The following is a 12,368-nucleotide window of genomic DNA, read 5'->3' as shown; positions in this document are numbered from 1 at the left end:
CCGGGCTGCGCCCGCGCTGTCTCTTTCCCGCGCTCCGCGCGGTGCTTGCGCACCCACGGCCACCCGACTCGGTCCGTCTCCCCGGCTCCGCCGAGAGCAGCCCGGGTGAGGTCTCAGAAGAAGGTCCGTACGTACTCCGTCACCGTGCCGTCCGGTTCGGCCACGGGGATCAGCTGCCACTTGTCGAAGGACGTGCACGGGTGGGAGAGGCCCATGCCCAGCCAGTCGCCGACGCGCAGGTCCGTCCCGGGGGTGGTGCTCAGCCAGGTGTGCTGGTCGGAGAGGCCGGTGACGGTGACGCCTGCGGCCGGGTGTGCGGTGCCGTCGCGATGGATCACCTGCGCCGTCGGCAGGTCCAGGTCGTAGGCGGCGTCGCGCTTGCCCGCGTTGGCGAAGGCCTGTTCGGCCGACGGGCGGGAGACCACCTGCGCCCAGAGGCGGAAGGCGGGCTGGAGCGCGCCCTCCTCGGGGACCCGGGTGAAGGGGGTGAGCCTGCGGTAGTGACCGTCGTCGTGCGAGACGTACGCGCCGGAGCGCAGCAGCTTCAGCACCGGCAGGGACAGCTCGGGGAGCTGCGCGAACACGTCCGCCACCGCGTCGAACCAGGCGCTGCCGCCGGCGCTGACGACGATCCCGTCGACGTCCTCGAAGGCGGCGCCCCGGTCCGCGCGCAGGCCCTCGAACCGGCCCGCCCGGTCGAAGTCCGCCGCCAGGGCGGTGAGGCGGCGCAGCCAGGCGCGGACGCGGTCCCCGGTCGCGTCCGGGACCTCGCCCTCGTAGCCGGCCACGCCGACCAGGCGCAGGGTGGAGGTGCCGGCCACCGCGTCCGCGACCGCCGCGCACTCCGCCTCCGTGCGGGCGCCGGTGCGGGCCCCCTCACCGGCGGCGAGCTCGACCACGACGTCCACGGGCCGGGCCGTACCCCGCAGCGCGGCGTCCATCAGCTCGACGCCGCGCACCGAGTCGACGTAGCAGACGAAGCGGAAGGACGGATCGGCGGCGAGTTCCGCGGCGATCCAGCGCAGGGCGGACGCGTCGACCAGTTCGTTGGCGAGGAAGATCCGCCGGATGCCGAACTCCCGTGCCACACGCACCTGATGGGGCACCGCGAGGGTGATGCCCCAGGCGCCGTGCTCGATCTGCCGCCAGAACAGCTGCGGGGCCATGGAGGTCTTGCCGTGCGGGGCGAAGGCGAGGCCGTGGCGGACCGCGTACGTCTCCATGAGCCGGAGGTTGTGCCGCAGGCCTTCGGCGGAGAGGGCGAGGACGGGGGTGGTGAACCCGTCGGTGAAGAGATTGCGGCGCTGGGCGGACAGCTCGCCGACGGTCAGGCCCTCGGCGTCCGGGGGGAGGCCCTTGAAGCGGTGGTCGACGCGGTCAGCCGCCAGGCGGGCGACGGCTTCGGCGGCGGTGGGGTCGGCGGCCATGGAGCCTCCTCATCGGGGTCCGTTGCATCATATGCAACGGTCATTGCGTATGTCGCGTACCGCTGTCTAACATCCCAGCCAACACAGGGTCAACGGTGCCGTGGACCCGGAGCAAGCGAGGAGTCTGATCCCACGTGGCCACCAACGGACCCGCATCCGCCGGGCACCGCGCCGCCGACGGCCGCCCCGGCCCGGTCGAGATGGTCGCGCTCGGCGAGTCCATGGTCACGTTCCTGCCGTCCCGGCCGGGCCGCCTCGCCGACGTACCCTCCTTCGAACGGGGCATCGGCGGCGCCGAGTCCAACGTCGCGTGCGTACTCGCTGCCGCCGGGCACAGCGCGCGCTGGGTCAGCCGGGTGGGCGCCGACGGCTTCGGCGACCACCTCGTCGAGGCGGTCACCGCCTACGGCGTCGACACCTCCGCCGTCCGCCGCGACCCCGCCCGCCCCACCGGCGTCTACTTCCGCACGGCGGGCGACCGGGCCACCGACGCCCACGAGGTGGCGTACTACCGCACCGGGTCCGCCGCCTCCGCGATGTCCGCGGACACCGTCGACCTGGACGCCGTCCGCGCGGGCCGGATGCTCCACCTCTCCGGCATCACCGCCGCCCTCTCCGACGACTGCCTCGACCTGCTCCGCGAGCTGACCTCCCCCCGGCCCGGCCGCCCCCTCGTCTCCTTCGACGTCAACCACCGCGTGCACCTGTGGCACCGCCGGGAACCGGGCGCCGTCCTCCTGGACCTCGCCCGCGGCAGCGACCTCGTCTTCGTCGGCGAGGACGAGGCCGAAGCCGCCTGGGGCGTCACGGGCGGCCCGGCCGCCGTGCGCGCCGCGCTGCCCGAACCCGCCACGCTGGTCGTGAAGCAGGGGCACCGGGGCGCCACCCTCTTCGACGGCGACACCGCCGCCTTCGTCCCCTCGCCGCACGTCGACGTGGTCGCCCCCGTCGGCGCCGGCGACGCCTTCGCCGCCGGCTTCCTCTCCGCCACCCTGCGCGGACTGCCCGCCCGCGAGCGGCTGCGCCACGGCCACCTGACGGCCGCCGCCGCCCTCACCGTCCCCGGGGACCTCGCCGCGCCCTGCGCCCGAGGCCACGCCGACCGCCTGGCCGCCCTGGACGACAACGCGTGGGGGAGACTTCGACTCGGCCCCGGCTGGACCCAAGCCGCTCCACGGGCCCAGGAGGAGGTACGCACCCCATGAGCCAGACCGTCGACCGAGCACTGAGCATCCTGCCGCTGCTCGCCGAAGGACCCGCCGATCTCGGACAGGTCGCCGAGCGCCTCGGCGTCCACAAGTCCACGGCGCTCCGGCTCCTGCGCACGCTGCACGAGCACGGTCTTGTCTACCGCCAGTCCGACCAGCGCTACCGCCTCGGCGCCCGGCTCTTCGCGCTCGCCCAGGAAGCCGTGGAGAACCTGGACATCCGGGAGATCGCCCACCCCCACCTCGTCCGCCTCAACGAGAACTGCGGGCACACCGTCCACCTCGCGGTGTACGAGGAGAGCGAGGTGCTCTACATCGACAAGGTGGAGAGCCGCTACCCCGTGCGCATGTACTCGCGGATCGGCAAGCCGGTGGCCATCACCGTCGCCGCCGTGGCCAAACTGCTCCTCGCCGACCTGCCCGAGACCGACCGTCGCCGGCTCGCGGAGAAGTTCGACTACCCCCTGTACACGGCCCGTTCGACCCCCAGCGCCCCCGCCTTCCTCAAGGAGCTGGCGACGGTGCGCGAACAGGGCTGGGCCACCGACCTCGGTGGCCACGAGGAGTCCATCAACTGCGTCGGAGCCCCCATCAGGGGCGCCGACGGACGGGTCGTCGCCGCGATGTCGGTCTCCGCCCCGAACGTCGTCGTCACCGCCGACGAACTCCTCACGCTGCTCCCGCTGGTGCGCCGTACCGCGGACGCCATCAGCCGCGAGTACTCCGGCAAGACCCCAGCAAAGGACCCCGCATGACCGAGAAGACCGCGCTCACCCCTCCGACGCACACCACCCCGCCCGCCAGGTTCTCGCACGGCGTCCGCAAGGGGAACATCCTCCAGGTCGCCGGCCAGGTCGGCTTCCTGCCCGCCGTCGAGGGGCAGCTTCCGACGCCCGTCGGGCCCGGCCTGCGCGAGCAGACCCTCCAGACCCTCGCCAACGTCAAGGCGATCCTCGAAGAGGGCGGCGCGACCTGGGACGACGTGATGATGATCCGCGTCTACCTCACGGACGTCGACCACTTCGCCGAGATGAACGGCATCTACAACAGCTACTTCGAGGAGCAGGGCCTCACCGCGCCCCCCGCCGCCCGCACGACGGTCTACGTCGGACTGCCGGCCGGACTCCTCATCGAGATCGACGCGCTCGCCGTCCTCGGCTGACGCTCCCTCAGTCACCCCCACTCCCGCACACCGTACGTCGTCACGGTGCGGCGCCCGTCATCCCGGGGCGCCGCACCGCGATCCCCCCTGCCCGAAAGCCTCATGCACTTACGAAACAGAGGACCACCATGTCGTCCCCCCTGCTCGCAGCGCCGGCACCCGCCCCCGAGACCCCACCCCACACCGGCGGCCTGCTCCTCCTCCTCGACGGCACCGCCGGTCTGCTCACGGTGGCCGCCCTCGGCATCGCCCTGCTCCTGCTGCTGATCATCAAAATCCGCCTCCAGCCGTTCGTCGCCCTGCTCGCCGTCTCCATAGCCGTCGGCCTCGCCGCCGGACTGTCCGTCACCGAACTCTTCGGCACCGTCCAGAAGTCCACGGCCGTCTCCGTCATCGAGTCCGGCATGGGCGGCATCCTCGGGCACGTCGCGATCATCATCGGCCTCGGCACCATGCTCGGCGCGATCCTCGAAGTCTCGGGCGGCGCCGAGGTGCTGGCCTCCCGCCTGCTCAACCTCTTCGGCGAGAAGCGGGCGCCCCTCGCCATGGGCCTCACCGGCCTGATCTTCGGCATCCCGGTCTTCTTCGACGTCGGCATCTTCGTCCTCGCCCCGATCGTCTACGCCGCCGCCAAACGCTCCGGCAAGTCGATCCTGCTCTACTGCATGCCGCTGCTCGCCGGCCTGTCGATGACCCACGCGTTCCTGCCCCCGCACCCGGGCCCGGTGGCCGCCGCGGGACTGCTGCACGTCCAGCTCGGCTGGGTCATCCTGATGGGCATCGTCTGCGGCATCCCGGCCGTGCTCGCCGCCTGGGTCTTCTCGGCCTGGATCGGCCGGCGGATCTTCGTCGCCGTACCGCAGGACATGGTGGAGGCCGCGGAGGAGGCCAAGCGGGCCGTCATCGAGGAGCAGCGCGCCGCGGGCGTCGAGCCGCCGGAGAAGCCCGTGCCGCTCGGCACGGTCCTCGGCATCATCGGCACGCCGCTGGTGCTGATCCTCGCCGCGACCTTCTCCTCGATCGCGTTCGACCCGTCCACCGGCCGCTCCGTCGTCGAGTTCTTCGGCAGCCCCTTCGTCGCCCTCACCATCGCCCTGCTGCTCGCCTACTACCTGCTCGGCATCCGGCGCGGCTGGTCCCGCAAGTCCCTGGAGCGCGTGTCGACTTCGTCCCTGAAGCCGGTCGGCAACATCCTGCTGGTGGTCGGCGCGGGTGGCGTCTTCGGCGCCGTGCTGAAGGCGAGCGGCGTCGCCCAGGCGCTGTCGGACACCTTCAACGACGTGGGCCTGCCCGTGCTGTTGCTCGCCTACCTGATCTCCCTGGTGCTGCGGGTGGCGCAGGGCTCGGCGACCGTCGCCATCGTCACGACGGCCGGCATCGTGGCGCCGCTGCTCGCCGGGGGCGGCCACTCGCAGGCGTTCACCGCGCTGGTCATCATGGCCATCTCGGCGGGCTCCATCTTCGCCTCGCACGTGAACGACGGCGGTTTCTGGATGGTCGCCAAGTACTTCGGCATCACCGAACGCGACACCCTGAAGTCGTGGACGGTACTGGAGTCCGTGCTGTCGGTGGCGGGCTTCGCGGTGGCGGCCGTACTGAGCGTCTTCGTATAACAGCCGTGCACCTATACGGGGACCGGCTGTGCCGGGCACAGGATCGTCGACCATACTGCCCGCTGTGGAGCAGCGCATAGGTTCGAACAGCCAGTCCCCGGACGTGCCAGTCGTGCCCGTCGTCCCCGCCGCCGCGGTCGATCCGGCGTACGTCCCCGGGATCACCTCACCCGCGCCCGGGAAGCCGCAGGACCCGGCCGAAGAGGCCGGGACCGAGGCCGGTCCCGTCGACGCGAGGCCCGGGCCGGCAGCCGAGGAGCCGGCTCCCGCGGACGCCCCCGCCTCCGCCGCCGAGACGGAGACGGCCGACGCCCCCGCCGACGGGGACGGCGACCCCGACGGTCCCGTCTTCGAGGCCGCCGACCGGCGCGCCTCGGTCCGGGCCGACCACCGCGGCGTGGTGCTGCGGCTGGACGACCAGGAGGCCGAGTTCCGCTGGGACGAGATCGGCGCCGTCGAGACCGAGTTGCCGCGCTGGGGCAAGCGGTTCACGGTCACCGTGCACACGCCCGACCGCCGCTGGTACCCGATCGAGATCGAGGCGGCGGCCCGGGCGCGTTTCCCGGAGTGGGAGAAGCAGCTCGACGCGGTCCTCGACGCCTACTTCCAGGAGTGACGTACTCCCGGGAGTGACGTACCCCCGGGAGTGGCGTACGCCCAGAAGTGACGTACCCCCGGGAGTGACGCCGGTCAGCTCGCGCAGTACTGCGCCTGCTTGCCGATCGAGCGGTACATGCAGTCCGCGTTCTCCAGGAGTTGCAGCACCGCGTCCCGGTTGCGCGACGTCTCCCGCTCGATGACCTCGTCGGGCGGGTAGAAGCCGCCGCCCCCGGAGCTCGGGTACATCTCGAAGGTGTACGCGAAGATCTTCTGCGTGCCCCAGAGATAGTCGTCGATCGAACCGTCGGTGATGTACAGGTCGCTGGACTGCTCGGCCGTGTAGCCGTTGCTGGCGCCCATCTTCTGGCCGACGGTCGCGAAGGCGTTGCGGTCGTCCGCCGTCATGCCCGTCGCGGTGTCGGAGTACGTGTACCCGAAGGGCCACAGCACCAGTTCGCTGTACGTGTGGAAGTCGATTCCGGCCGTGATCTGCTGCTTCCCGCCGACGACCCGGCCGCGGACGAAGTCGGAGACGACCTTCACCTCGGGCGCGGACTCGGGAGCCGAGCCCCGGTAGGTCTCCGACGAGGTGGAGCCCGAAGAGCCGCCGCAGCAGCCCCACTTGAAGTCCCAGTTGCGGTTCAGGTCGGTGCCGACGTACGAACTGCCGCTGTTGGGCTGGCGGTTCTTGCGCCAGGAGCGGTACGAGCCGGACGCGATGTCGTACTCCCCGCCGTCCGGGTTGAGGTCCGGGACGATCCAGATCTCGCGGTTGTTCACCATGTTCGTCACGCGGGAGTCGGAGCCGTAGCCCGCGCCGAGCTCGCGCAGCAGGTAGAGCGCCATCTCGACGGTGAGGTGCTCACGGGCGTGCTGGTGGAAGGTGAAGAGCACCTCCGGCTCGGCCTCGTCGGCGGTGACGTTGTCGCTGACCTTGATCGCGACGATGTCCCGGCCCTGGTACGACTTGCCGATCACCCGCTTGCTCATGATGCCCGGGTAGGCGGCCAGCCGCTGGTTGATCTCCGTGTTCATCTCGGCGTAGTTGTGGTACTTCGAGTCGGCCGACGGGAAGTCCAGGAGCCGCACGTCTGAGCCGTCGGTCCGGTCCGGCGCCGAGCCCAGGAGCGAGACGTCGTAGCCGAGCTGCCGCAGCTTCCTGATCTGGTCCGCGCGGCCCGAGACGACGACGGTCTCCTCGTCGGCCTCGTCCACGGTGACGCCGGTGCGCTGAATGGCCGTACGGGTCACCGGCGTGGTGCTCTGGTGGATCTCGTACTGGCGGACGTCGTCCGCCGAGGGTGCCGAGGCACGCGCCCCGGTCGCCGTGGCGTCGGTGGCCGTGGCGGTGATCGGGGCGGCGAGGGCGAGGGCGAGGAGCGTGGCGAGGGCCGCGGTGCGCCGGCCTCTTCCGGCGCCGCTGCCTCGTATGCGAAGTCGCATGAAGTCTCCTAGATTCTCCAGGTGATCCGGGGTCTCCGGATGTGGGGAGTGGAGCGGGGGGTGGTCCATGGCGACGTGCCTGGTGCGGGTGTGGCGCTCATCGTGAGTGGCTGGCATGGTCAGGTCAAGAAGGTGCGGGTGGCCGGTGGCGGGAACCGGCCGAAAATCAGCCGGGCACTGTACGCGGGGGCCGCCCGGTCCGGGACTGTACGCGGGCGGCCCGGTCCCGCATCGCAGACACGGCCGCGCCCCGCTCGACCGGGTCTCTTCACCGCACGCCCTCTTGTGTCCCCCGCCGCTTTACGCTTCCTTGAACGACATGTCGGAGACCACTGGGAAGTCAGCGTCAGCGGAGGTCACCTCCCGCCCCCGCAAGTCCAGTTGGAAGTACATCGGGCCCGGCATCGTCGTCGCGGCGACGGGCGTGGGCGCCGGCGACCTCGTCGCCACGCTCATCGCGGGCAGCAACTTCGGCTACACGCTGCTGTGGGCCGCCGTCATCGGCTGCCTGGTCAAGATCTCCCTGGCCGAGGCGGCCGGCCGCTGGCACCTGTCCACGGGCCGCACCCTCTTCGACGGCTGGGCGAGCCTCGGCCGCTGGACGTCCTGGTTCTTCGTCGGCTACGTCGTGATCTGGGGCTTCGTCTACGGCGCGGCGGCGATGTCCTCCTCGGGGCTGCCGCTCCAGGCCCTCTTCCCGGACGTCATGGGCCTCAGGTGGTGGGCCATCCTGACCGGGCTGGTCGGCCTGGTCTTCGTCTGGTTCAACAAGTACGCCGTCTTCGAGAAGGTCATGACCGTCCTCGTGGGCGTCATGTTCGTCGTCACGGTCTACCTGGCGGTCCGCGTCACCCCGAACCTGGGCGACGCGTTCGCCGGCCTGCTCCCCGTCCTGCCCGACGAGAAGGACTCGGTCCTCAACACCCTCGGCCTGATCGGCGGCGTCGGCGGCACGATCACGCTCGCCGCGTACGGCTACTGGGTCAACGCCAAGGGCTGGACGAACACCGGGTGGATGAAGGTGATGCGCCTCGACAACCGCGTCGCCTACATCACCACCGGCATCTTCGTCGTCGCGATGCTCTTCGTCGGCGCGGAACTCCTGCACTCGGCGAACGTGGCCATCGCCTCCGGCGACCAGGGACTGGTCCAGCTCAGCGACATCCTGAAGGACGAGTACGGCACGGCGACGGCGAAGTTCTTCCTGATCGGCTTCTTCGCCACGTCCTTCACCTCGCTGATCGGCGTCTGGCACGGGGTGAGCCTGATGTTCGCCGACTTCGTGGAGCGCTTCCGCAAGGACCGGGCGGCAGGGGTGGCCCCCGGCGACGGGCCATCCCCGGCATCCGGGGCCTCCGGCGAAGAGGTGGCGTCCGGTGCCCGGGAGAAGTCCTGGCCCTTCCGCGCGTACCTCCTCTGGCTGACCTTCCCGCCGATGGTGCTGCTGTTCGAGGGCCAGCCCTTCCGCCTGATCATCCTGTACGGGGTCCTGGGCGCCGCGTTCCTGCCCTTCCTCGCCCTCACCCTGATGTGGCTGCTCAACTCCGCGCGTACGCCCGCGGAATGGCGCAACGGCATGCTGAGCAACGCGATGCTGGCCGTCGCGGGACTGCTCTTCCTGGTCCTGTGCGTGAAGCAGATCTGGGACCAGCCGTGGTCGGAGTTCTTCTGACCCCGGCCGGACGGCTCAGAGCAGGTGGTCGGCCTTGCCGGCCTTGATGTCCAGGATCAGCTCCTTCCTCGCAGAAGGGGGCTTCGGCAGGTCCCGCGAACCGGGCGGCGGGACGCGCATGTGGGCGACCCTGCCGAGGGCGGGCGCGACGCGGTACGGCGCAAGGGCCGTGTGAGGGGAGCGGACCGCCCACGCGACAACGCCCCCGCCCGGTGAAGCTCCGGGCGGGGGCGTCCACGTGTTGCCGGGTGCGTCAGAGCCCGTGCACGTGCGGCCCCACCGCGTTGGACCACGCGTTGCCCGCCGACGCGTCCCAGTTCGTGGACCAGGTCATCGCGCCGCGCAGGGCCGGGTAGGTCCTGGCCGGCTTGAACGTGCCGCAGTTGGTGCCCTTGGCGAGGCAGTCGAGGGCGTTGTTGACGATGGCGGGGGAGACGTAGCCGCTGCCCGCGCCGCTGGTGGAGGCGGGGACGCCGAGGCCCACCTGGGACGGGGCGAGGCCGCCCTCCAACTGGATGCAGGCTAGGGCCGTGAGGAAGTCGACCGTCCCCTGGCTGTAGACCTTGCCGTCGCAGCCCAGCATCGAACCGCTGTTGTAGTACTGCATGTTGACGACCGTCAGGATGTCCTTGATGTTCAGGGCCGTCTGGAAGTAGGTGTTGGAGGTCGACTGCATGTCGATCGTCTGCGGGGCCATCGTGATGACGAGGGACGGGCCGGCCTTCGCGGACAGGGACCTCAGCGCCTGCGTCATGTAGGTCGCGTTGAGGCCGTTCTCCAGGTCGATGTCGACGCCGTCGAAGCCGTACGTCTGCATCAGGGAGTGGACGGAGTTCGCGAAGTTCGTGGCGGACGCCGAGTCGTTGACGGAGATCGTGCCCTTCTCGCCGCCGATGGAGATGATGACCTTCTTGCCCGCGGCCTGCTTGGCCTTGATGTCGGCCTTGAACTGGTCGACGGTGTAGCCGCCGAGCCCGGCCGAGTCGAGGTTGAAGGTCACGGCGCCGGGCGTGCCCGTGGTGTCCGCGAAGGCGACGGCGATGATGTCGTACTGCGACTGGACTTCGGACAGCTTCTGGACCCTCGCCCCGTTGTTGAAGTTCTGCCAGTAGCCCGTGACGGCGTGCGCGGGGAGCGTTCCGCCGCCCCCGCCGCCGCCCGAGGCGGCCGTCGTGCCGGTGACCGCCGCGGACTTCGCGGACTCCCCGGCCGCGTTCGTCGCGGTGACCTGGAAGGAGTACGAGGTGGACGCGGCCAGGCCGGTGACGGTCGCCGAGGTGCCGGTCACCGCCGTGACCTTCGTGCCGTCCCGGTAGACGTTGTAGCCCGTCGCGCCCGAGACCGTGTTCCAGGCGAGGGACGCGGACGAGGACGTGGTGGAGGCGACCTTCAGACCGGCCGGGGCCGCCGGGACCGTCGGCGCCGGGTCGGTGCCGCCCCCGCCGTCGGGGCCGAACACCGAGAGGTCGTCCGCGTGGTAGGCGGCCTGCCCGTACCAGCCGTGCGTGTACACCGTGACCGAGGTCGTCGAGGCGCCCGTGGTGAAGCTGGTCGTCAGCTGCTTCCACGTCGAGGAGTCCGGGGTCCAGGTGGAGACGTCCGTCGTCCCCGTGCCGCTCGCGCCGAGGTAGGCGTACCCGCCCTGCACCCAGGCGCTCAGCGTGTACGTCGAGTTGGGCTTGACCGCCACGGTCTGGGTGCACTTGGCGTTGTCCTGCCCGGCCGGCGTCGCCTTCAGCGCGGCCGAGCCGCCGTGCACGGGCGAGGACACGGTCGTACCGCTGCCCGCGGAGCAGGTCCAGTTGCCGAGGCCCGACTCGTAACCGCCGTTCCTCGCGTTGTTGACGTCGGCGGCCTGCGCCTCGGTGGCGAGGCCGGTGAGGGTGAGGGCCGACGCCCCGAGCGCGGCGGCGAGGAGCCCCGCCCAAATCCTTCTGCGTCTGGGCATGCCTGGTACGCGGTCCACTGGTGCCTCCGGTGAGGGGGAGAGGGCGGGGAGGTTGCGGAACGGTGGCCACCGCCGGAGGTCCAAGGTGGTCCAGACCAATACGGTTGTCAAGACCTCTGGAGGTCCTCGTGCGCCCCAACCTCCGTACGGGCCGGGCTCGTTGCCGCGGACGCGATTCACTCTCCGTTGATCATGCCCGCACCTTCGGTGAGCCGATCTGCCGAAGTCGGTGTTGGGCGGGGCATGCCGTGGATATGGTGCAGATGCAGGAGGACGTCACAGTGACCAGGTGTGGCCATCTGTGACGGTCCATGGCGAAACAGGGGCGATCCGAAGGCGGCGGTGACCATCCCGCCTCGGTGAACGGGGTGGTTCCAGCGTGCCGACCGCGATAGCCGTCACGAGTCCCGATCTGGTGCTCCCGCCGCACGACCGGCAGACCCCGCCCGCGGTGGTGCAGCCGCTGGACACCCTCGAGGACTCCCTCACCGGCATGCACACCCTCATCGAGCAGCACGGGTACGTGATCTCGCTCTACTCGGCCTCCCCTTCCCGCGCCGACGACCTCGCCCGGCGGCTGCACACCGTCCGCTCGGTCCTGGAGAGCGACCGCATCGCGCTGCTCGGCATCGACCTGCCGCCGCTCGGACTCGCGCTGCTGGCACAGCAGTTGCGCCAGCTGTCCGTCTGCGACTTCAGCCCCGGCGTCCTTGCCTCCGCCGCGCGCCTGCTCGCCCACTACATCTACGCGGGCGCCCTGCTCGGCTCCGTCGCCAAACTCGACCGCGTCCCGGTGTCCCTGAAGTCGCACGCCAAGTCCTGGGTGCCCGGCGCCCAGTTCGCCGTCCTGGCCAATCCGCGCCCGCAGCTCGTGCGGGTCGGCCAGGAGGAGTTGACCGGCCCGGAGTTCGGCACCCGGCTGCTCGTCGCGGCCGACCAGCCGCCCTCCGACTGGATCACCACGACCCTCGCGCCCGCCTGGCAGGTGCAGAGCATCTCCACCGTCCCGCTCCCCGGTCAGTCCGCGCGCTGGTGGGGGACGGCGAGGCTCGCCGAGTTCGCCGCCGGTTTGTACGACGTCTCCGTGCTCTACCAGCTCGTCTCCTCCGTCCGGCGCGAGACGTGCCACTGGTGCGGCCTCGAACTCATCGGCGACCGCTGCGGGTTCTGCTCCGCGCCACTGCCGGCACCGGGAGAGCTTCCGAACGCCGCCGCACGGGCAGGCTCCTCCGTGCGCGCCCTGCCCCCAGCCGTCACCTAGGCCCACCGCACCGTACGCACAGCCGAACAACGCC

General features: G+C 71.1%; 10 protein-coding genes. 7 read left to right on the top strand and 3 right to left on the bottom strand.

Annotation, left to right across the window (positions count from 1 at the left end):
• Nucleotides 1–113: 113 nt before the first annotated feature.
• Nucleotides 114–1,427: an amino acid deaminase gene (locus AC0ZLC_RS15530; protein ID WP_476752526.1), complete on the bottom strand. Its 1,314-nt coding sequence runs from the start codon at nucleotides 1,425–1,427 to the stop codon at nucleotides 114–116.
• A gap of 200 nt (nucleotides 1,428–1,627) precedes the next feature.
• Here AC0ZLC_RS15530 and AC0ZLC_RS15525 point away from each other — a divergent pair, with 200 nt between their 5' ends.
• From AC0ZLC_RS15525 to AC0ZLC_RS15505, 5 genes are all read left to right on the top strand, one after another.
• Complete coding sequence (locus tag AC0ZLC_RS15525) at nucleotides 1,628–2,632, top strand: sugar kinase (protein WP_476752595.1); 1,005 nt, start codon at nucleotides 1,628–1,630, stop codon at nucleotides 2,630–2,632.
• Entirely contained in the window at nucleotides 2,629–3,390 is a 762-nt protein-coding gene (locus AC0ZLC_RS15520; RefSeq protein WP_476752525.1) for an IclR family transcriptional regulator, read from the top strand. Before AC0ZLC_RS15525 ends, AC0ZLC_RS15520 begins: the two co-directional genes overlap by 4 nt.
• The gene (locus AC0ZLC_RS15515) at nucleotides 3,387–3,797 is read left to right on the top strand and encodes a RidA family protein (RefSeq protein WP_476752524.1); all 411 of its coding nucleotides are present in this window, start codon (nucleotides 3,387–3,389) and stop codon (nucleotides 3,795–3,797) included. Before AC0ZLC_RS15520 ends, AC0ZLC_RS15515 begins: the two co-directional genes overlap by 4 nt.
• 128 nt (nucleotides 3,798–3,925) lie before the next feature.
• On the top strand, nucleotides 3,926–5,410 hold the full coding sequence (locus AC0ZLC_RS15510; RefSeq protein WP_476752523.1) for a GntP family permease: 1,485 nt from the start codon (nucleotides 3,926–3,928) through the stop codon (nucleotides 5,408–5,410).
• 64 nt (nucleotides 5,411–5,474) lie between these two features.
• The gene (locus AC0ZLC_RS15505; RefSeq protein ID WP_476752522.1) at nucleotides 5,475–6,026 is read left to right on the top strand and encodes a hypothetical protein; all 552 of its coding nucleotides are present in this window, start codon (nucleotides 5,475–5,477) and stop codon (nucleotides 6,024–6,026) included.
• Between the two features lie 74 nt (nucleotides 6,027–6,100).
• On the opposite strand, the gene AC0ZLC_RS15500 is transcribed toward AC0ZLC_RS15505, so the two are convergent.
• Nucleotides 6,101–7,453, bottom strand: coding sequence for a M14 family metallopeptidase (locus tag AC0ZLC_RS15500; RefSeq protein WP_476752521.1), 1,353 nt, complete (start codon nucleotides 7,451–7,453; stop codon nucleotides 6,101–6,103).
• Between the two features lie 319 nt (nucleotides 7,454–7,772).
• On the opposite strand from AC0ZLC_RS15500, the gene AC0ZLC_RS15495 reads away from it, so the two are divergent.
• Nucleotides 7,773–9,125 (top strand): Nramp family divalent metal transporter, encoded by a 1,353-nt coding sequence (locus AC0ZLC_RS15495; protein WP_476752520.1) that lies wholly within the window; start codon nucleotides 7,773–7,775, stop codon nucleotides 9,123–9,125.
• 253 nt (nucleotides 9,126–9,378) lie between these two features.
• Here AC0ZLC_RS15495 and AC0ZLC_RS15490 read toward each other — a convergent pair whose 3' ends face one another.
• Nucleotides 9,379–11,073, bottom strand: a complete 1,695-nt coding sequence (locus AC0ZLC_RS15490; protein WP_476752519.1) for a chitinase — start codon at nucleotides 11,071–11,073, stop codon at nucleotides 9,379–9,381.
• A gap of 379 nt (nucleotides 11,074–11,452) precedes the next feature.
• Between AC0ZLC_RS15490 and AC0ZLC_RS15485 the strand changes: the two genes are divergently transcribed.
• Nucleotides 11,453–12,334: a hypothetical protein gene (locus AC0ZLC_RS15485; protein ID WP_476752518.1), complete on the top strand. Its 882-nt coding sequence runs from the start codon at nucleotides 11,453–11,455 to the stop codon at nucleotides 12,332–12,334.
• The last annotated feature ends 34 nt before the right edge of the window (nucleotides 12,335–12,368 follow it).

This window comes from Streptomyces sp. GLSS-08 (assembly GCF_056387915.1).
The sequence above is the reverse complement of the archived record's forward strand: the minus strand, read 5'-3'. Positions and strand labels throughout refer to the sequence as shown.